This window comes from Streptococcus sp., from assembly GCF_030528045.1.
In the GTDB taxonomy this organism is placed as follows: Bacteria; Bacillota; Bacilli; order Lactobacillales; family Streptococcaceae; genus Streptococcus.
Window position 1 is genome coordinate 1 of the sequence record NZ_JAUMZR010000035.1, and the last position, 19,987, is coordinate 19,987.

Genomic DNA, 19,987 nt, shown 5'->3' on the forward strand with positions numbered 1-19,987 from the left:
AAAGCTCCATAATTTCCATAGTGGTTTTTACCCACTACAGATATTATAGAGCCTATTATGAAAGGCTGGAATTCCAGTCTTTTTTAGTTCTTTTTCGAATAAATGAGAAAAGGAGGTAGACCATGTTTGTAGCCAGAGATGCCAAGGGAAAATTGGTAAATGCACTCGAAAAAGACGTTACCAAGCAAGCTTATACTTGTCCAGCCTGTGGTGGTGGACTACGATTACGCCAAGGACAGAGCATTCGAACACACTTTGCCCATGAAAGGTTAAGAGATTGTATGGCCATTTTTGAAAATGAAAGTCCAGAACACTTGGGAAATAAAGAGGCTCTTTATCATTGGGTCAAGAAGGACAATCAAGTCGCCTTAGAATATAGTCTGCCCGAGATTCAGCAGGTTGCGGATGTTCTCGTCAATGGGAAACTAGCACTGGAGGTTCAGTGCAGTCCCTTGTCTCAAAAGCTTTTAGGCAATAGAAGTCAAGGATACCGCAGCCAGGGCTATCAGGTTATCTGGCTACTGGGAGAGAAACTCTGGTTAAAGGATCGATTAACACAACTGCAAAGGGGATTTCTCTATTTTAGTCAAAATATGGGTTTCTATGTTTGGGAACTGGATCTCAAAAAGCAAGTTTTGAGACTTAAATATCTTCTGCATCAGGACCTACGTGGCAAGCTGCATTTTCAGGTCAAAGAATTTCCCTATGATCAAGGAAATCTCTTGGAAATTCTACGATTTCCTTATCAAAAACAAAAGCTAGCTAGTTTTACAGTTTCTCAAGATCCAACTATCTGTCACTACATTCGTCAACAGTTGTACTACCAAACGCCTTACTGGATGAAGAAGCAAGAAGAGGCCTATCATCAAGGAGACAATCTATTAAACCGTCAACTAGACGACTGGTATCCCCAGGTCAGACCGATAGAATCAGGTGATTTTTTGCAGATTGAAACGGATCTGACTAGCTATTATAGAAATTTTCAGGCTTACTATCAAAAAAATCCGAAAAATAATCGCCAAAAGCTCTATCCACCAGCCTTTTATCACTTATATTTCTCAAAAAATGTGGTAAAATAGAAAGGATGGAGGAATCTTATGGTATTACAAAGACATGAAATAAATGAAAAAGATACATGGGATCTTTCGACAATCTACCCAACAGACCAGGCTTGGGAAGAAGCCTTGAAAGATTTAACTGAAAAAGTACAAACAGCATCTCAGTATGAGGGACATCTCTTGGACAGCGCAGACAGTTTGCTTGAGATCACAGAATTCTCACTCGACTTGGAACGCCAAGTTGAAAAGCTTTATGTCTATGCGAATATGAAAAATGACCAGGACACGCGTGAAGCCAAGTATCAAGAGTACTATGCTAAGGCAATGACCCTATACAGTCAGTTAGAACAAGCCTTTTCATTCTATGAACCTGAGTTTATGGAGATTAGCGAAGAGCAGTATGCGGCCTTCCTAGAAGCTCAACCAAAACTCCAAGTTTACAAGCACTTTTTTGACAAGCTTTTGCAGAAGAAAGACCATGTTCTTTCGCAACGTGAGGAAGAATTGCTTGCTGGAGCAGGAGAAATCTTTGGCGCTGCTAGTGAAACTTTCGCTATTTTGGACAACGCGGATATTAGCTTCCCATATGTCCTTGATGACGAAGGCAAGGAAGTGCAACTTTCACACGGTACTTACATCCATTTGATGGAGTCTAAAAACCGTGAGGTGCGTCGTGGTGCCTATGAGGCCCTTTATGCGACTTACGAGCAATTCCAACATACTTATGCTAAGACTTTACAGACAAATGTTAAGGTGCAAAACTACCGAGCAAAAGTTCGCAATTATAAGAGTGCTCGCCATGCAGCCCTCGCAGCAAATTTTGTTCCAGAAAGTGTCTATGACAATCTAGTAGCAGCAGTTCGCAAGCATTTGCTGCTCTTGCATCGTTACCTAGAACTTCGTTCTAAAATCTTGGGTATTTCCGACCTCAAGATGTACGATGTCTACACACCACTCTCGTCAGTAGATTATAGCTTTACCTACGAAGAAGCCTTGAAAAAGGCAGAAGAAGCCTTGGCGGTCTTGGGTGAAGACTACTTGAGCCGTGTCAAACGTGCCTTCAGTGAGCGTTGGATTGATGTCTATGAAAATCAAGGCAAGCGTTCTGGTGCCTACTCTAGTGGTTCTTATGATACAAATGCCTTTATGCTTCTCAACTGGCAGGACAATCTAGACAATCTTTTTACCCTTGTCCATGAGACAGGTCACAGTATGCACTCAAGCTATACTCGTGAAACCCAACCTTATGTTTATGGGGATTACTCTATCTTCTTGGCTGAGATTGCCTCAACGACTAACGAAAATATCTTGACAGAGAAATTGTTGGAAGAAGTAGAAGACGATGCAACTCGCTTTGCTATTCTCAATAACTTCCTAGACGGTTTCCGTGGAACAGTCTTCCGTCAAACTCAATTCGCTGAGTTTGAACACGCCATCCACCAAGCAGACCAAAATGGAGAAGTCTTGACAAGTGATTTCCTCAATAAGCTCTACGCTGACTTGAACCAAGAGTACTACGGACTCAGCAAGGAAGACAATCCTCAGATCCAATACGAGTGGGCACGCATTCCACATTTCTACTATAACTACTATGTTTATCAGTATTCAACTGGTTTTGCAGCTGCTTCAGCCTTGGCTGAGAAGATTGTCCATGGTAGTCAAGAAGACCGTGACCGCTATATAGACTACCTCAAGGCAGGTAAGTCAGACTATCCACTCAATGTTATGAGAAAAGCGGGAGTGGATATGGAAAAAGAAGACTATCTTAACGATGCCTTTGCAGTCTTTGAACGTCGCTTGAACGAGTTTGAAGCCCTTGTTGAAAAATTGGGACTAGCTTAAGATGGTAGAGTCTTATAGTAAAAATGCCAATCACAATATGCGCCGGCCTGTCGTCAAGGAAGAAATCGTAGAACTCATGCGCCAGCGTCAAAAACAAGTGACAGGTTCCTTGAAAGAATTGGAGACCTTCGCTCGCAAGGAAAACATTCCCATTATTCCCCATGAAACGGTTGCGTATTTTCGATTTCTCATGGAGACTATACAGCCCAAGAACATTTTGGAAATTGGGACGGCTATCGGTTTTTCAGCACTCTTGATGGCGGAACATGCGCCAGATGCTAAGATTACAACGATTGACCGTAATCCAGAAATGATAGGCTTTGCCAAGGAAAACTTTGCCCAGTTTGACAGTCGTAAGCAAATCACCTTACTTGAAGGTGATGCTGTTGATGTTTTATCTACTTTGACAGAAACATATGATTTTGTCTTTATGGATTCGGCCAAGTCCAAGTACATCGTCTTTCTACCAGAAATCCTCAAGCACTTGGAAGTTGGTGGAGTAGTCGTCTTGGATGATATTTTCCAAGGAGGAGATGTTGCCAAGGACATCATGGAAGTCCGCCGAGGTCAACGCACCATTTACCGTGGTTTGCAAAGACTTTTCGACGCAACTTTGGACAATCCAGGGCTAACAGCAACTCTAGTTCCACTTGGAGATGGTATTCTCATGCTACGAAAGAATGTAGCAGAAGTAGAGCTTCCTGAGAGCGAATGATTTTCAGAAAAATTTAAGAAATTATAGTAAAATAGATAAGGTAACACTTACCGTAAAAGGAGTAAAAATGAAGAAAAAACTTATGGCAGGAGCCATCACACTTTTATCAGTAGCAACACTTGCAGCTTGTTCAAACAGTTCTGAAGGAAAAGATTTGATCAGCATGAAGGGAGATGTGATTACAGAGCATCAATTCTTTGAAGAAGTAAAGAACAATCCAACTGCGCAACAAGTCTTGCTCAATATGACCATCCAAAAAGTATTTGAACAACAATATGGGTCAGAGGTAACGGATAAAGATGTGGATGATGCCGTTGCTGAAGAACAAAAGAAATACGGCGATAGCTACAACAGCGTGCTTCAACGTGCAGGTATGACACCTGAGACTCGTAAAGCTCAAATCCGTACCAGCAAATTGGTTGAATTAGCGGTTAAGAAGGCTGCAGAGAGCGAGTTGACAGACGAAGCCTACCAAAAAGCTTTTGAGTCTTACACACCAGATGTAACGGCTCAAATCATCCGTTTGGATAATGAAGACAAGGCAAAAGAAGTACTTGAGAAAGCTAAAGCAGAAGGTGCGGATTTTGCTCAGTTGGCAAAAGACAACTCTAATGACGATAAAACAAAAGAAAATGGTGGAGAAATCACTTTTGACTCTGCTTCAACAGAACTTCCAGAACAAGTCAAGAAAGCAGCATTTGCCTTGGATGTGAACGGGGTTTCTGATGTGATTACAGCTACTGGAACACAAGCCTACAGCAGTCAGTTCTATATAATCAAAGTAACTAAGAAAACAGAAAAATCTTCTAATATAGAGGATTACAAAGAAAAATTGAAGACTATCATCTTGACTCAAAAACAAAATGATTCAGCCTTTGTTCAAGGAGTAATTGGTAAAGAATTGCAAGCAGCAAACATCAAGGTTAAAGACCAATCATTCCAAAACATCTTCACCCAATACATCGGTGGTGGTGACTCAAGCTCAAGTAGCAGTTCTTCATCTAACTAAGAAAGCAAAAAACAAATCTCAAAAGAGATTTGTTTTTTTATACCTGATACTAGAAAATGAGTAAAATTCGAAGGATTAAAGGATAAGAGTTTTTTTCTTTCTGAAAAAGTGGTATAATAGCAACCAAAACTAGAAAATAAAACGGAATTGGGAACAGAAGCGTTTGTTCCTATTAGAGTGGTGAAATATGAAAATTAGTAAAAGGCACCTACTAAACTATTCCATTTTGATTCCTTACTTCCTTTTATCGATTTTGGGGCTGATTGTAGTGTACTCAACAACGAGTGCAACCTTGATCGAAGAAGGGAAAAGCGCCTTTCAATTGGTGCGTAACCAGGGAATCTTCTGGGTAGCTAGTTTGATTCTGATTGCCTTAATCTATAAATTAAAATTAGGTTTCCTTAGAAATGGGCGTCTCATCTTTATCGTAATGATTGTGGAGATGGTTCTTTTAGCTCTGGCGCGACTGGTCGGAACACCTGTAAATGGAGCATACGGATGGATTTCTGTAGGACCTGTAACGATTCAGCCTGCGGAGTACCTTAAGATTATCATCATCTGGTACCTGGCACATCGATTTTCAAAACAACAAGATGAGATTGCGGTTTATGACTTCCAGGTTTTGACACAGAATCAGTGGCTGCCTCGAGCTTTTAACGACTGGCGTTTTGTCCTGCTAGTTCTGATTGGTAGTTTGGGAATTTTCCCAGACTTGGGAAATGCGACCATCTTGGTCTTGGTGGCGCTCATCATGTATACCGTAAGTGGGATCGCCTATCGTTGGTTCTCGACCATTTTGGCTCTCTTGGCAGGGAGCTCAATGTTAGTCTTGTCTGTCATTCGCTTTGTTGGGGTTGAAAAGTTCTCTCAAATTCCTGTATTTGGTTACGTTGCTAAACGTTTTAGTGCCTTCTTTAATCCCTTTAATGACTTGGCGGGTGCAGGACACCAGCTCGCAAATTCCTACTATGCCATGGTTAATGGTGGCTGGTTCGGACTGGGACTGGGAAATTCTATCGAGAAGCGTGGTTATCTGCCAGAAGCCCATACGGATTTTGTCTTTTCGATTGTCATCGAGGAGTTTGGATTCGTTGGAGCCAGTATGATTTTGGCTTTACTCTTCTTCTTGATTCTGCGAATCATCTTGGTTGGTATTCGAGCGAAGGATCCCTTTAACTCCATGGTTGCTATTGGTGTCGGAGGGATGATCCTTGTTCAGGTCTTTGTCAATATCGGTGGGATTTCAGGGTTGATTCCTTCTACAGGGGTAACCTTCCCCTTCCTTTCACAAGGTGGGAACAGTCTATTGGTATTATCCGTAGCTATCGCGCTTGTACTGAACATTGATGCAAATGAAAAACGTGCCAAACTTATCAGAGAATACGAGAATCAAACCGATGAAAATCTGTAAGGATTGAATGGAAAGGAAAGTATATGTCTCTTCAAAAATTAGAAAACTATAGTAATAAAGCAGTTGTCCAAGAAGAAGTCTTGATCCTGACTGAGCTATTAGAAGATATCACAAAAAATATGCTAGCGCCAGAAACCTTTGAAAAGATTATCCAGTTGAAAGAATTATCAACTAGCGAGAATTATCAAGGGCTCAATGACCTAGTGACCAGTCTTTCGAATGAAGAAATGATTTACATTTCACGCTATTTCTCTATCCTTCCACTTTTGATTAATATCTCTGAGGATGTGGATTTGGCCTATGAAATCAATCACCAAAACAATGTGGACCAAGACTATCTAGGAAAACTTTCTACAACGATTAAGATGGTAGCTGAAAAAGAAAATGCAGCTGAAATTTTAGAAAAGTTAAATGTCGTTCCTGTCTTGACCGCCCATCCAACACAAGTACAACGCAAGAGTATGCTGGATCTGACCAACCATATCCATACTCTCTTGCGCAAGTACCGTGATGTCAAACTCGGTTTGATTAATAAAGAAAAATGGCACACAGATCTCCGTCGTTACATTGAAATTATCATGCAAACTGACATGATTCGTGAGAAGAAATTGAAAGTAACCAACGAAATCACCAACGTGATGGAGTATTACCAAAGTTCTTTCCTGAATGCTGTTCCCCGTTTGACGGCTGAGTATAAGAAACTAGCTAAAGAACAAGGTATTGATCTCCAACATCCAAAACCGATTACTATGGGGATGTGGATCGGAGGAGACCGTGATGGAAATCCTTTCGTAACTGCGGAAACCCTAAACAAATCAGCCTTGACTCAGTGTGAAGTCATCATGAACTACTATGATGAAAAAATTTATAATTTTTATCGTGAATTTTCACTTTCAACCAGCATCGTGAATGTCAGCGATAAGGTTCGTGAGATGGCGCTGAAGTCACAAGATAACTCCATTTATCGCGAAAAAGAACTCTATCGTCGTGCTCTTTTTGACATCCAAGCTAAGATGCAGGCAACCAAGGCTTATTTGATTGAAGACAAGGATCTTCAGCCTAGATATGCCACTGCAGATGAATTCTATCAAGATTTGTTGGCCATTCGCGACTCTCTCCTTGAGAACAAAGGAGAATACCTGATTTCAGGAGAATTTGTCGAGTTGATGCAAGCTGTCGAAATTTTTGGTTTCTACCTTGCTTCTATTGATATGCGCCAGGATTCTAGTGTTCACGAAGCCTGTATGGCTGAATTGCTAGCATCAGCTGGTATTAACGACCATTATAGCGATCTTTCTGAAGACGAAAAATGTGCTCTCCTCTTAAAAGAGTTGGAAGAAGATCCTCGTATCCTCTCAGCGACTCATGCTGAAAAGTCAGAACTGCTTGAAAAAGAACTCTCTATCTTTAAAGCTGCGCGTAAGTTGAAGGACAAACTAGGTGAAAATGTCATTCGTCAAACCATCATTTCTCACGCAACCAGTGTATCTGATATGCTAGAGCTAGCTATCATGCTCAAGGAAGTCGGCTTGGTTGATGCTCAAAAAGCCCGCGTTCAGATTGTTCCCCTCTTTGAAACGATCGAGGACTTAGACCATTCGGAAGAAACCATGAGAAGATATTTCTCTCTTCCTTTGGCTAAAAAATGGATTGCTTCAAAAGACAACTACCAAGAAATCATGCTTGGCTACTCTGATAGTAACAAGGATGGTGGTTATCTATCATCATGTTGGACCCTCTATAAAGCGCAACAACAGCTGACGGCTATTGGGGATGAATTTGGCGTTAAGGTTACTTTCTTCCATGGTCGTGGTGGTACTGTGGGTCGTGGTGGTGGACCAACTTATGAAGCCATCACATCTCAACCACTCAAGTCTATTAAGGACCGTATCCGTCTGACTGAGCAAGGAGAAGTCATTGGAAACAAATACGGTAACAAAGATGCAGCCTATTATAACCTTGAAATGTTGGTTTCTGCAGCCATTAACCGCATGATTACTAAGAAGAAGAGTGATACCAATACGTCAAATCGTTACGAAGCTATCATGGATCAAGTAGTAGACCGTAGTTATGATATCTATCGTGATTTGGTCTTTGGAAATGAACATTTCTATGACTATTTCTTTGAATCAAGTCCAATCAAGGCTATTTCAAGCTTCAATATCGGTTCGCGTCCAGCAGCTCGTAAGACCATCACTGAAATTGGCGGTTTGCGTGCCATTCCTTGGGTCTTCTCATGGTCACAAAGTCGTGTCATGTTCCCTGGGTGGTATGGTGTGGGATCAAGCTTTAAAGAGTTTATTGATCAAGATCCAAAGAATATCGAGTTCCTTTGTGATATGTACCAAAACTGGCCTTTCTTCCAATCTCTTCTTTCCAATGTAGACATGGTCTTGTCTAAGTCTAATATGAACATTGCTTTTGAATATGCCAAGCTCTGTGAAGATGAAGAAGTACAAGCTATCTACTACACTATTTTAGATGAATGGCAGTTGACTAAGGACGTTATTTTAGCTATCGAAGGTTATGACGAACTATTGGCAGAAAACTCTTACCTAAAAGACAGTCTAAACTATCGTATGCCTTACTTTAATATCCTGAACTACATCCAGTTGGAGTTGATCAAACGCCAACGTCGCGGTGAATTGTCGGTAGACGAAGAAAAATTGATCCATACAACTATCAACGGAATTGCAACCGGTTTGCGTAATTCAGGCTGATATTCTACAAACTTCCTCTTTTATAAAGAGGAAGTTTTTGAATTGTTTAAAAAATTCTAAAAATAAGCTTGACAAGTAGTTGAAAAATGATATAATTTAAACATTCAGAAAGTAATCATGCTCATTTTTTAGAGAGTCTGTGGTTGGTGAAAGCAGATAGATGAAAGTGATGAAATTGGGCTGAATGTACTTAAGAATTTGAAATCATAAAAATTCGGTGAGCACACCTTACAGTGCAACTCGTTATTGCGAGTAAGAGCGATAGGGATATTCCCTATAATTGAGGTGGCACCGCGCATCGACGTCCTCACACAAGCTTTTTGTGTGAGGACTTTTTCTATGGGGAGGAAAGATATTGGAATTTAAACGATGGCATTGCTTGATGATGTGATTTAACAAGTTAAGGTAAAAGAATTAAGGAGAAAGAAAAATGAAAAATAAACGTTTGATTGGAATTGTCGCTGGATTAGCAGTATTGGTAGTGGCTAGCTTGATTTATTCATCAATGAACAAACCAGCAGCTAAGGAAGAGCAAAAGGTTGCTAAGGTTGGTGTCCTTCAATTTGTTAGTCACCCATCCTTGGACTTGATTTACCAAGGGATTCAAGATGGACTAGCTGAAGAAGGATATAAGGACGACCAGGTAAAAATCGACTTTATGAACTCTGAAGGAGATCAGAGCAAGGTTGCAACCATGAGTAAACAATTGGTAGGAAATGGAAACGATGTAGTTGTTGGGATTGCAACACCAGCTGCTCAAGGACTTGCAAGTGCTACTAAAGATATACCAGTTATCATGGCTGCTATTACAGACCCAATCGGTGCTAACTTGGTCAAAGATTTGAAAAAACCAGGTGGCAACATCACAGGGGTATCAGACCACAACCCAGCAGAACAACAAGTGGAACTGATTAAGGCTTTAACTCCTGATGTTAAAACCATCGGAGCCCTCTACTCAAGTAGCGAAGATAACTCAAAAACACAGGTAGAAGAATTCAAGGCTTATGCTGAAAAAGCAGGTTTGACAGTCGAAACATTTGCCGTTCCATCAACCAATGAAATTGCTTCAACAGTCAATGTTATGACAAGCAAAGTCGATGCAATTTGGGTTCCAATTGACAACACCATCGCATCCGCGTTCTCAACAGTTGTTTCAAGCAACCAAACAGCTAAAAAGCCAATCTACCCAAGTGCTACTGCCATGGTAGAAGCAGGTGGATTAGCATCTGTAGTAGTCGACCAACACGATCTTGGAGTGGCTACTGGTAAAATGATTGCCAAAGTTTTGAAAGGTGAAAAACCAGCTGATACGCCAGTTAATGTCTTTTCAACTGGTAAGTCAGTGATTAATAAAAAACTAGCGCAGGAACTTGGTATCACCATTCCTGAGTCCGTTCTAAAAGAAGCAGGACAAGTGATTGAATAAAGATAAAGGAGGAGCTGGACACATCTCCTCCCATTTTTACTAAAGAAAGAAATGAGTGAAAGATTATGATAGTATCCATTATTTCTCAGGGGATGGTCTGGGCGATTCTAGGTTTGGGAATCTTTATGACTTTTCGAATTTTGAATTTCCCTGATATGACTACTGAGGGCTCTTTTCCTCTTGGGGGAGCAGTAGCTGTAACCTTGATAACACAGGGAGTCAATCCGTTTTTGGCGACCTTAGTTTCAGTAGGTGCGGGCTGTCTAGCTGGAATGGCGACAGGTCTCTTATATACCAAAGGAAAAATTCCAACCCTCTTATCAGGAATTTTAGTAATGACTTCTTGCCATTCCATCATGCTCATGATTATGGGGCGTGCCAACTTGGGGCTTCTTGGGACCAAGCAAATTCAAGATGCCTTGCCTTTTGATTCGGAACTCAATCAACTCCTGACTGGATTAATCTTTGTAGCTCTTGTAATTGCTCTCATGCTCTTTTTCCTTGATACCAAACTAGGTCAGGCCTACATCGCTACTGGTGATAATCCTGATATGGCTCGTAGCTTTGGTATCAATACGGGTCGTATGGAACTCATGGGCTTGGTTCTCTCAAATGGGATCATCGCACTTGCAGGAGCCTTAATCGCTCAACAAGAAGGATACGCGGATGTTTCTCGAGGAATCGGCGTGATTGTCGTAGGGCTTGCTAGCTTGATTATTGGTGAGGTTTTGTTCAAGAGTTTGACCCTGGCAGAGCGACTCATGACCATCGTCGTGGGATCTATTGCTTATCAATTCCTCGTTTGGGGAGTGATTGCTCTTGGGTTTAATACAAGTTATCTTCGTTTGTACAGCGCCTTGATTTTGGCAGTTTGCCTCATGATTCCAACCTTCAAAAACAAATACCTGAAAGGAGTCAAGTTTAGCAAATGACAGCAATTGTAGAATTAAAAAATGCCACCAAAGTCATCACGAATGGCTTTGACGAGGAAAAAATCATTCTGAATGATGTTTCTCTTGAAATTTTCGAACATGATTTTATTACCATCTTAGGGGGAAATGGAGCTGGGAAGTCAACGCTTTTTAACACTATTGCAGGTACCTTGCCTTTAACAAGTGGAAGTATCCGTATCATGGGCGAGGACGTGACGCATTTTTCACCTGAAAAGCGGGCTAAGTACTTGTCTCGTGTCTTTCAGGATCCTAAAATGGGTACGGCTCCTCGTATGACGGTGGCGGAAAATCTCTTGATTGCCAAGTTTCGTGGTGAGAAGAGAGGACTCTTTCCTAGAAGGCTATCAAGTCATCGGGGAGAGTTTCAGGCTACCATTGAAAAAGTGGTAAATGGTCTTGAAAAGCATCTAGATACTCCGATTGAGTTTCTTTCAGGTGGACAACGTCAGGCCTTGAGTCTCTTGATGGCAACCTTGAAGCGACCAGAGTTGCTCTTGTTGGATGAACACACAGCAGCTCTCGACCCAAAGACTAGTGTTGCCTTGATGGAGTTAACAGATGACTTTGTCAGCAAGGATCATCTAACAGCCTTGATGATTACACACCATATGGAGGATGCACTGAAGTATGGAAATCGTCTGATAGTCATGAAGGAAGGTCGCATCATACAAGACCTCAATAAAGAAGAAAAAGCTAAAATGAAAATCTCAGACTACTATCAATTATTTGAATAGATGAGTTAAATAATCATCAAAAAATAGAGAAGAGAAACTTAGAAGCATGGAAGTGTTTCTGAGTTTTTTATCTCCTCTTTCTATCTAGAAAAATAAGGCAAAGAGAATTACGGAAAGCGTATGAAATGGTTTACTTTTTTTCAGAAATAAGCTATACTAGTTTACGTGAAACTATGATAAGATGGAGGTATTGTGTATGGTTGACAAGCAAGTCATTGAAGAAATCAAAAACAATGCCAACATTGTGGAAGTCATAGGTGATGTGATTTCTTTACAGAAGGCTGGACGGAACTATTTAGGGCTCTGTCCTTTTCATGGTGAAAAGACCCCCTCTTTCAACGTTGTGGAAGACAAGCAGTTTTATCACTGTTTTGGATGTGGGCGCTCAGGAGATGTCTTTAAGTTCATCGAAGAATACCAAGGCGTGTCCTTCATGGAAGCCGTTCATCTCTTAGGAGAGCGCGTCGGTATTCAACTGGCCATGCCTGTCCAGTCTCGTCCTCAACAAGCTTCTCCCCATAAAGCTTTATATGATATGCATGAAGAAGCTGCCCGTTTTTACCATGCCATCCTCATGACGACCAAGATGGGAGAAGAAGCAAGGGCTTATCTATATAAACGAGGCTTGACGGATGATGTTTTGAAGCATTTCCAGATTGGACTGGCGCCAGTAGAGAGAACCTATCTCTACCAACGTTTGGCTGACAAGTTTGAGGAAAAGGATTTATTGGATTCGGGCTTGTTTTATCTGTCAGATGGTAATCAGTTTTATGATACCTTTTTCGGACGGATCATCTTTCCTTTGGCCAATGACAAGGGACAGGTTATTGCATTTTCAGGTCGTATCTGGCAAGAAACGGACAGTCAGACTGCCAAATATAAAAATAGTCGCTCGACTGCAATTTTTAACAAGAGTTACGAATTGTATCATTTGGACAAGGCGAAAAAAGGAACAGGTAAGATTTCAGAGCTCTATCTGATGGAAGGCTTCATGGATGTGATCGCAGCCTACCGTGCTGGTATAGAAAATGCTGTAGCTTCCATGGGAACAGCCTTAAGCAAGGAGCATGTTGATCACCTCAAACGCTTTACCAAAAAAATTGTTCTCAGCTATGATGGTGACAAGGCAGGGCAGGCAGCAACATCCAAGGCTCTAGAGGAATTAAAAGACTTCTCAGTGGAGGTTGTTCGAGTACCTGATGCCATGGACCCAGATGAGTATTTACAAAAGAATTCTGCTGAAGACCTGGCCTACCTTTTAACCAAGACTCGGATTAGTCCTATAGAGTTCTATATTCACCAGCTCAAGCCTGATAATAGTGATAACTTACAGGCGCAAATTGAGTTCATTGAAAAGATTGCGCCCCTAATCGCCAAGGAAAAGTCTATCACTGCCCAGAATTCTTATATCCACATTCTGGCGGATAATCTACCTTCCTTTGATTACCAGCAGGTGGAACAGATAGTAAATGAAAGTCGCATTGTTCAGAGGCAGGAAAGAGTCAAAGAGGAGCAACCTCCAGCAGCGATCAGTTTACCTGTAACGCGGCAACTGACAGCAGTCATGAGAGCAGAGGCTCATCTCCTCTATAGGATGGCTGAGAATCCACTTGTTCTAAATGACTACCGATTAAGAGAAGATTTTTTCTTTGATACCCCAGAATTTCAGATTCTTTACGAATTATTAAGTGAGCAGGGAGAAATCGGCTCAGAGGAGCTTTCTCATCAGACGTCTGAGGTTGAAAATGCTTGGTACCACGTGCTTAGCCTGGATTTGCCAGCTGAGATGTCGCCTCAGGAGCTAGCGGAAGTCGAAGCGACTCGAAACCGTGCCCTCCTCAGCAAGGACAACTTAAGAATTAAAAAGAAAGTGCAGGAAGCTAGTCATGTAGGAGATACTGACACAGCCTTGGAAGAATTGCAACGATTGATTTCCCAAAAGAGAAGAATGGAGTAATAATGGCAACAAAACAAAAAGAAGTAACCACATTTGATGTGCAAGTAGCAGACTTTATCCGTAACCACAAAAAAACAGGAACAGCAACAGATGACGAAATCAATTCAAGTCTGGTTATTCCTTTCACCCTCGATGCAGACGGCATTGAAGACCTTTTGCAACGGATTCAGGATGCTGGAATTTCTATCACAGATAATGAAGGAAATCCAAGTGCGCGTGTGCTTAGTGCAGAAGAAGAACCAGAACTCAGTGATGAGGACTTGATTGGCTCAACTTCTGCCAAGGTTAATGACCCAGTCCGTATGTATTTGAAGGAAATCGGGGTCGTTCCTCTCTTGACCAACGAAGAGGAAAAAGAATTGGCCCTAGCAGTTGAGGCTGGTGATATCGAAGCCAAACAACGTCTTGCAGAAGCCAACCTTCGTTTGGTGGTTTCTATTGCTAAGCGCTACGTAGGGCGTGGCATGCAGTTTCTTGACTTGATTCAAGAAGGAAACATGGGTTTGATGAAGGCCGTGGACAAGTTTGACTATTCAAAAGGATTCAAGTTTTCAACTTACGCAACTTGGTGGATTCGTCAGGCAATCACTCGTGCCATCGCTGACCAAGCTCGTACCATTCGTATCCCTGTTCACATGGTAGAAACCATTAACAAGCTTGTCCGTGAACAACGTAATCTCCTTCAAGAATTGGGGCAAGATCCGACTCCTGAACAAATCGCTGAGCGTATGGATATGACACCTGATAAGGTCCGTGAAATCCTAAAGATTGCCCAAGAACCAGTATCACTTGAAACACCGATCGGTGAAGAGGACGATAGTCATCTTGGGGACTTTATCGAAGACGAAGTGATTGAAAATCCAGTAGACTACACAACTCGCATCGTTTTGCGCGAGCAGTTGGATGAGGTTTTGGATACTCTCACAGACCGTGAAGAAAACGTTCTGCGCCTTCGTTTCGGGCTAGATGATGGGAAAATGCGTACACTTGAAGATGTTGGGAAAGTCTTTAACGTGACTCGTGAGCGTATCCGTCAGATTGAGGCCAAGGCTTTGAGAAAATTGCGTCAACCAAGTCGTAGCAAACCCCTTCGTGATTTTATTGAAGACTAAGAGTGAGGAATAACATGGCTTATACAGAAGAGCAAATTGAAACGATCAAAACACGCATATTAAATGCTTTGGAAGAAGTCATCGACCCTGAGTTGGGGATTGATATTGTCAACCTAGGTTTGATTTATGAAATTCGTTTTGATGGTGAAACAGGTCACACGGAAATTGATATGACCTTGACAACTATGGGCTGCCCACTGGCTGACCTTTTGACAGACCAGATACACGATGCGATGACAGATGTGCCTGAGGTAACTAATACCGAAGTTAAATTGGTCTGGTATCCAGCTTGGACAGTTGAAAAAATGAGCCGATACGCGCGTATCGCCTTAGGAATTAAATAAAGTGTAAGAAAAATGAGAGAGACGATTGGAAAATAAGGTAAATTTATCCTTTTTCCTTTGGTCTCTTCTTTCTTTTGCTGATTTTCTGGAAATAAAATGGTATAATGGAAGGTATGGAAAACGAAAAATTGCGTATTAATATGCTAAGTTCAAGTGAAAAAGTAGCTGGTCAAGGAGTGTCAGGAGCTTATCGAGAATTGGTTAGTCTCCTTCACCGTGATGCCAAAGACCAGTTGATTGTTACAGAGAATCTTCCTGTAGAAGCGGATGTAACTCACTTTCATACCATTGATCTCCCCTACTATTTATCTACTTTCCAAAAGAAACGCTCTGGGAGAAAAATTGGCTATGTGCATTTTTTGCCTGATACGCTTGAGGGGAGTTTGAAGATTCCATTTTTCCTAAAAGGAATTGTCAAACGCTATGTTTTTTCCTTTTACAACCGAATGGAACACTTGGTGGTGGTCAATCCTATGTTTATCGAGGATTTGGTGGCTGCTGGTATTCCGCGTGAAAAAGTAACTTATATTCCAAATTTTGTAAACAAAGAAAAATGGCATCCATTACCAGCTGAACAGGTTGCACAACTCCGGAAGGAAATGGATCTTGCGGAAGATCAGTTTGTCGTAATCGGTGCGGGTCAGGTTCAGAAACGTAAAGGAATTGATGATTTTATCCGTCTTGCTGAGGAATTGCCAGAAATTACCTTTATCTGGGCAGGTGGTTTTTCATTTGGTGGGATGACAGATGGTTATGAACGCTACAAGAAGATAATGGACAATCCACCTGAAAATCTTATTTTCCCTGGGATTGTGCCACCGGAACGGATGCGGGAACTTTACGCTATGGCGGATCTATTCTTGCTACCAAGTTACAATGAATTATTCCCTATGACCATCTTAGAGGCCGCTAGTTGCGAGGCTCCTATTATGTTAAGAGATTTGGATTTGTATAAGGTTATTCTTGATGGGAATTATCGTGCTACAAGTGATGTTTCCGAGATGAGAGAAGCAATCCTAGAATACAAGCATGACCCTGAAGCCTTAAAGGACTTGAAAGAAAAAGCTCGCGAGATCTCCAAAGAGTACTCTGAGGAGCATTTGTTGGAAATCTGGTTAAAATTTTATCGAGAACAGGCTGCTTTGGGCAAAAAGTGAGGTAATTTATGCGAATTGGTTTATTTACAGACACCTATTTCCCTCAAGTTTCCGGGGTTGCGACTAGTATACGGACCTTGAAAACTGAGCTTGAAAAGCAAGGACATGCAGTTTTTATCTTTACAACGACTGATAAAGACGTAAACCGATATGAGGATTGGCAAATTATTCGCATTCCGAGTGTCCCTTTCTTTGCATTTAAGGATCGACGATTTGCCTACCGAGGTTTTACAAAGGCGCTTGAAATTGCCAAGCAGTATCAACTCGACATCATTCATACCCAGACAGAATTTTCTCTTGGTTTGTTAGGGATTTGGATTGCGAGAGAATTGAAAATTCCAGTTATTCATACCTACCATACCCAGTATGAAGACTATGTGCATTACATTGCTAAGGGCATGCTAATTCGTCCGAGTATGGTAAAATATTTGGTGCGAGGCTTCCTTCATGATGTAGATGGCGTGATTTGCCCTAGTGAGATTGTTCGTGACCTTTTATCGAAATACAAAGTTAAGGTTGAAAAGCGTGTTATCCCAACTGGAATTGAGCTGGCTAAGTTTGAACGGCCTGAGATCAAAGAGGAAAAATTACAAGAGCTTCGTTCGAAGTTAGGTATTCAGGAAGGCGAGAAGATGCTACTGAGCCTTTCGCGTATCTCTTTTGAGAAGAATATCCAAGCAGTCTTAGCTGCCTTTGCGCAGGTTTTGAAAGAAGAAGACAAGGTGAAGTTGGTTGTTGCTGGAGACGGACCTTATCTGGACAGTCTGAAAGAACAAGCAGGGAAATTAAACATACAAAAACATGTGATTTTTACAGGTATGGTTGCTCCAAGTGAGACGGCCTTGTACTATAAAGCAGCTGATTTCTTTATTTCAGCCTCTACGAGTGAAACTCAAGGATTAACCTATCTAGAAAGTCTAGCCAGTGGAACGCCTGTTATTGCTCATGGCAACCCCTATCTTGAAAATCTAATCAATGATAAAATGTTTGGGACCCTCTACTATGGAGAACGAGAGCTTGCAGGAGCTATCCTTGAAGCATTGATCGCTACTCCTGATATGTCTGAACAAAAGTTGGCGGATAAGTTGTACGAGATTTCGGCTGAAAATTTTGGGAAACGAGTTCATGAGTTTTACCTTGATGCTATTATCTCAAATAACTTTGAACATGAGTTACATGATGGACAACCTGTCACTCAGCGCTTCTTAAAAACGATTCTCTATCTACCTCAACAGGCTGTTACAAGCCCAGTAAAAGAATCCAAACGTATTTTAAGAGCGTCTCGAAAACAATTGTCTAGCATCAGAGATTATTGGAGAGACGAATTCAAATAATAGAATAAGAGGAAGAAAAAATGAAAAAATTAATGAGAAGCGGAAAAGATCAAAAAATTGGTGGAGTATGCGCAGGAGTTGCTCATTATTTTAATATCGATCCAACAATTGTCCGTGTCATTTGGGCTGTTCTTGCATTTTGTTATGGGACAGGAGTCCTTGCTTATATCATTTTATGGTTGATTGCACCAGTTTCGACAGAATATTAAATTAGAATTATATAGAAAAAGGAGAAGTTATGGCTTTTGGAGATAACGGAAAACGTAAAAAAACTTTGTTTGAAAAGGTGACGCTTGTTGTCGTGCTCATCATGTTGTTTGTAACCCTTGCTGGTATCTTTGCAACTGCGCTTGGAGCTTTTAGTAGATTCTAAGCAAGCTACGAGGATAGAAACAATAACTAATGACTGGGTTCTCCCCAGCCTTTTTAAAGTGAGGAGAAAATATGAGTATGTTTTTAGATACAGCCAAGATTAAGGTCAAGGCTGGTAATGGTGGCGATGGCATGGTTGCCTTTCGCCGTGAAAAATATGTCCCTAATGGCGGTCCTTGGGGTGGTGATGGTGGACGTGGCGGTAACGTTGTTTTCGTGGTAGACGAAGGTTTGCGTACCTTGATGGATTTCCGCTATAACCGTCATTTCAAGGCTGATTCTGGTGAAAAAGGGATGACCAAAGGAATGCACGGTCGTGGTGCAGAAGATCTTCGTGTTCGCGTACCACAGGGGACTACTGTACGTGATGCGGAAACAGGAAAAGTCATTAAAGACTTGATTGAACATGGTCAGGAATTTATCGTGGCTCATGGTGGTCGAGGTGGTCGTGGAAACATCCGTTTTGCCACTCCAAAAAATCCTGCACCTGAAATTTCTGAGAATGGAGAACCAGGTCAAGAACGTGAGTTGCAACTGGAATTGAAGATTCTAGCGGATGTCGGCTTGGTCGGTTTCCCATCTGTTGGAAAGTCAACTTTGCTTAGTGTTATCACTTCAGCTAAGCCCAAAATCGGTGCTTACCACTTTACGACGATTGTCCCAAATTTGGGTGTGGTTCGTACACAGTCAGGTGAATCTTTTGCAGTAGCAGATCTTCCAGGTTTGATTGAAGGGGCTAGTCAAGGTGTTGGTCTTGGAACCCAGTTTCTTCGTCATATCGAACGCACTCGAGTTATCCTACATGTCATCGATATGTCAGCTAGTGAAGGACGTGATCCTTATGAGGACTACCTTGCTATCAATAAGGAATTAGAATCCTATAACCTTCGTCTCATGGAACGTCCACAGATTATCGTGGCCAACAAGATGGATATGCCTGAAAGTCAGGAAAATCTGAAAACTTTCAAGGAAAAGTTGGCAGCAAACTACGACGAGTTTGAGGAACTTCCAGCCATCTTCCCAATTTCTGGTCTGACCAAGCAAGGCTTGGCGACTCTTTTGGACGCGACAGCTGAATTGTTAGACAAGACTCCGGAATTCCCGATTTATGATGAATCCGATATGGAAGAAGAAGCTTACTATGGCTTTGACGAGGAAGAAAAGGCCTTTGAGATTAGTCGTGATGATGATGCGACATGGGTACTTTCTGGTGAAAAACTCATGAAACTCTTTAACATGACTAACTTTGACCGTGACGAATCGGTCATGAAGTTTGCCCGTCAGCTTCGTGGTATGGGGGTTGATGAAGCCCTTCGTGCGCGTGGAGCCAAAGATGGCGATTTGGTCCGAATCGGTAAATTTGAGTTTGAATTTGTAGACTAGGAGATTGATATGGGAGATAAACCAATATCATTCCGAGATGCAGATGGAAATTTTGTTTCTGCAGCAGATGTGTGGAATGAAAAGAAACTAGAAGAATTGTTTAATCGTCTCAATCCTAAACGTGCTCTTCGATTGGCGCGTACAAAGAAAGAAGAAACACAGTCAAAGAAATAAAAAAGTCCCATAAGACTTATAATGAAAAGCACTCAAACCATCATTAGAAAGGATCTTATGGAACATATTCATCATACCACACAACTCATCGGAATGAAAGACAAAAATATCACCCTAAACAAAGCCTTGAAACATGAGACTCACATTGAGCTAATGGCTACATTAGACTACCAGCCTCCCAAGTGTAAGCATTGCATGGGAATACAAATCAAATATGACTTTCAAAAGCCGTCTAAAATCCCTTTTATTGAAATTGCTGGCCATCCTAGTCTCATTCGATTGAAAA

At 41.5% G+C, this 19,987-nt stretch carries 18 protein-coding genes, 1 pseudogene and 1 other annotated feature; all 19 genes and pseudogenes read left to right on the top strand.

All coding sequences use genetic code 11. From position 1 onward, the window contains the following. The first annotated feature begins 122 nt into the window (after positions 1–122). Entirely contained in the window at positions 123–1,079 is a 957-nt protein-coding gene (locus Q4A91_RS07270; protein ID WP_303212380.1) for a competence protein CoiA, read from the top strand. A gap of 18 nt (positions 1,080–1,097) precedes the next feature. Beyond that, positions 1,098–2,900 (top strand): oligoendopeptidase F, encoded by a 1,803-nt coding sequence (gene pepF, locus Q4A91_RS07275; protein WP_303212383.1) that lies wholly within the window; start codon positions 1,098–1,100, stop codon positions 2,898–2,900. Position 2,901: 1 nt separating this feature from the next. After that, positions 2,902–3,615 carry an O-methyltransferase gene (locus Q4A91_RS07280; protein ID WP_303212385.1) on the top strand — a complete coding sequence of 238 codons (714 nt, stop codon included), beginning with the start codon at positions 2,902–2,904 and terminating at the stop codon, positions 3,613–3,615. Positions 3,616–3,682: 67 nt separating this feature from the next. Next, positions 3,683–4,624: a peptidylprolyl isomerase PrsA gene (prsA, locus tag Q4A91_RS07285; RefSeq protein ID WP_000728082.1), complete on the top strand. Its 942-nt coding sequence runs from the start codon at positions 3,683–3,685 to the stop codon at positions 4,622–4,624. Between the two features lie 187 nt (positions 4,625–4,811). Further along, positions 4,812–6,035, top strand: a complete 1,224-nt coding sequence (locus Q4A91_RS07290) for an FtsW/RodA/SpoVE family cell cycle protein (protein ID WP_303212388.1) — start codon at positions 4,812–4,814, stop codon at positions 6,033–6,035. Positions 6,036–6,058: 23 nt separating this feature from the next. Next, positions 6,059–8,755, top strand: a complete 2,697-nt coding sequence (ppc, locus tag Q4A91_RS07295; protein ID WP_303212390.1) for a phosphoenolpyruvate carboxylase — start codon at positions 6,059–6,061, stop codon at positions 8,753–8,755. 96 nt (positions 8,756–8,851) lie between these two features. Continuing rightward, positions 8,852–9,067, top strand: a binding site (T-box leader). A 118-nt stretch (positions 9,068–9,185) separates the two neighbouring features. Continuing rightward, entirely contained in the window at positions 9,186–10,181 is a 996-nt protein-coding gene (trpX, locus tag Q4A91_RS07300; RefSeq protein WP_303212393.1) for a tryptophan ABC transporter substrate-binding protein, read from the top strand. A gap of 65 nt (positions 10,182–10,246) precedes the next feature. Then, the gene (locus tag Q4A91_RS07305; RefSeq protein ID WP_303212395.1) at positions 10,247–11,113 is read left to right on the top strand and encodes an ABC transporter permease; all 867 of its coding nucleotides are present in this window, start codon (positions 10,247–10,249) and stop codon (positions 11,111–11,113) included. Then, positions 11,110–11,868 (top strand): ABC transporter ATP-binding protein, encoded by a 759-nt coding sequence (locus Q4A91_RS07310; RefSeq protein ID WP_303212398.1) that lies wholly within the window; start codon positions 11,110–11,112, stop codon positions 11,866–11,868. The genes Q4A91_RS07305 and Q4A91_RS07310 overlap by 4 nt, the downstream gene beginning before the upstream one ends. 196 nt (positions 11,869–12,064) lie before the next feature. Then, complete coding sequence (dnaG, locus tag Q4A91_RS07315) at positions 12,065–13,825, top strand: DNA primase (protein WP_303212400.1); 1,761 nt, start codon at positions 12,065–12,067, stop codon at positions 13,823–13,825. Positions 13,826–13,827: 2 nt separating this feature from the next. Continuing rightward, on the top strand, positions 13,828–14,937 hold the full coding sequence (gene rpoD / locus Q4A91_RS07320) for an RNA polymerase sigma factor RpoD (protein ID WP_000201892.1): 1,110 nt from the start codon (positions 13,828–13,830) through the stop codon (positions 14,935–14,937). Positions 14,938–14,951: 14 nt separating this feature from the next. After that, entirely contained in the window at positions 14,952–15,281 is a 330-nt protein-coding gene (locus Q4A91_RS07325; RefSeq protein WP_000331930.1) for a metal-sulfur cluster assembly factor, read from the top strand. Positions 15,282–15,394: 113 nt separating this feature from the next. After that, complete coding sequence (locus Q4A91_RS07330; protein WP_303212405.1) at positions 15,395–16,438, top strand: glycosyltransferase family 4 protein; 1,044 nt, start codon at positions 15,395–15,397, stop codon at positions 16,436–16,438. A gap of 8 nt (positions 16,439–16,446) precedes the next feature. Further along, positions 16,447–17,772: a glycosyltransferase family 4 protein gene (locus Q4A91_RS07335; protein ID WP_303212407.1), complete on the top strand. Its 1,326-nt coding sequence runs from the start codon at positions 16,447–16,449 to the stop codon at positions 17,770–17,772. A 20-nt stretch (positions 17,773–17,792) separates the two neighbouring features. Further along, positions 17,793–17,981: a PspC domain-containing protein gene (locus Q4A91_RS07340; protein WP_303212409.1), complete on the top strand. Its 189-nt coding sequence runs from the start codon at positions 17,793–17,795 to the stop codon at positions 17,979–17,981. A gap of 29 nt (positions 17,982–18,010) precedes the next feature. Next, the gene (locus Q4A91_RS07345) at positions 18,011–18,145 is read left to right on the top strand and encodes a DUF4044 domain-containing protein (RefSeq protein WP_000863851.1); all 135 of its coding nucleotides are present in this window, start codon (positions 18,011–18,013) and stop codon (positions 18,143–18,145) included. A gap of 71 nt (positions 18,146–18,216) precedes the next feature. After that, positions 18,217–19,527, top strand: a complete 1,311-nt coding sequence (obgE, locus tag Q4A91_RS07350; RefSeq protein WP_303212412.1) for a GTPase ObgE — start codon at positions 18,217–18,219, stop codon at positions 19,525–19,527. A gap of 9 nt (positions 19,528–19,536) precedes the next feature. Then, the gene (locus Q4A91_RS07355) at positions 19,537–19,701 is read left to right on the top strand and encodes a hypothetical protein (protein WP_000502578.1); all 165 of its coding nucleotides are present in this window, start codon (positions 19,537–19,539) and stop codon (positions 19,699–19,701) included. A gap of 57 nt (positions 19,702–19,758) precedes the next feature. Further along, positions 19,759–19,987 (top strand): annotated as a pseudogene (locus Q4A91_RS07360) (ISL3 family transposase); the annotation flags it as partial.

Excerpts from the sequence above, each read along its gene's own strand:
- Q4A91_RS07355 (WP_000502578.1), top strand. The coding sequence starts at position 19,537 with ATGGGAGATAAACCAATATCATTCCGAGATGCAGATGGAAATTTTGTT.
- pepF (WP_303212383.1), top strand. The coding sequence starts at position 1,098 with ATGGTATTACAAAGACATGAAATAAATGAAAAAGATACATGGGATCTT.
- rpoD (WP_000201892.1), top strand. The coding sequence starts at position 13,828 with ATGGCAACAAAACAAAAAGAAGTAACCACATTTGATGTGCAAGTAGCA.
- Q4A91_RS07290 (WP_303212388.1), top strand. The coding sequence starts at position 4,812 with ATGAAAATTAGTAAAAGGCACCTACTAAACTATTCCATTTTGATTCCT.
- Q4A91_RS07305 (WP_303212395.1), top strand. The coding sequence starts at position 10,247 with ATGATAGTATCCATTATTTCTCAGGGGATGGTCTGGGCGATTCTAGGT.
- Q4A91_RS07335 (WP_303212407.1), top strand. The coding sequence starts at position 16,447 with ATGCGAATTGGTTTATTTACAGACACCTATTTCCCTCAAGTTTCCGGG.
- ppc (WP_303212390.1), top strand. The coding sequence starts at position 6,059 with ATGTCTCTTCAAAAATTAGAAAACTATAGTAATAAAGCAGTTGTCCAA.
- obgE (WP_303212412.1), top strand. The coding sequence starts at position 18,217 with ATGAGTATGTTTTTAGATACAGCCAAGATTAAGGTCAAGGCTGGTAAT.
- Q4A91_RS07325 (WP_000331930.1), top strand. The coding sequence starts at position 14,952 with ATGGCTTATACAGAAGAGCAAATTGAAACGATCAAAACACGCATATTA.
- Q4A91_RS07340 (WP_303212409.1), top strand. The coding sequence starts at position 17,793 with ATGAAAAAATTAATGAGAAGCGGAAAAGATCAAAAAATTGGTGGAGTA.
- Q4A91_RS07280 (WP_303212385.1), top strand. The coding sequence starts at position 2,902 with ATGGTAGAGTCTTATAGTAAAAATGCCAATCACAATATGCGCCGGCCT.
- trpX (WP_303212393.1), top strand. The coding sequence starts at position 9,186 with ATGAAAAATAAACGTTTGATTGGAATTGTCGCTGGATTAGCAGTATTG.
- dnaG (WP_303212400.1), top strand. The coding sequence starts at position 12,065 with ATGGTTGACAAGCAAGTCATTGAAGAAATCAAAAACAATGCCAACATT.
- Q4A91_RS07270 (WP_303212380.1), top strand. The coding sequence starts at position 123 with ATGTTTGTAGCCAGAGATGCCAAGGGAAAATTGGTAAATGCACTCGAA.
- Q4A91_RS07310 (WP_303212398.1), top strand. The coding sequence starts at position 11,110 with ATGACAGCAATTGTAGAATTAAAAAATGCCACCAAAGTCATCACGAAT.
- Q4A91_RS07330 (WP_303212405.1), top strand. The coding sequence starts at position 15,395 with ATGGAAAACGAAAAATTGCGTATTAATATGCTAAGTTCAAGTGAAAAA.
- prsA (WP_000728082.1), top strand. The coding sequence starts at position 3,683 with ATGAAGAAAAAACTTATGGCAGGAGCCATCACACTTTTATCAGTAGCA.
- Q4A91_RS07345 (WP_000863851.1), top strand. The coding sequence starts at position 18,011 with ATGGCTTTTGGAGATAACGGAAAACGTAAAAAAACTTTGTTTGAAAAG.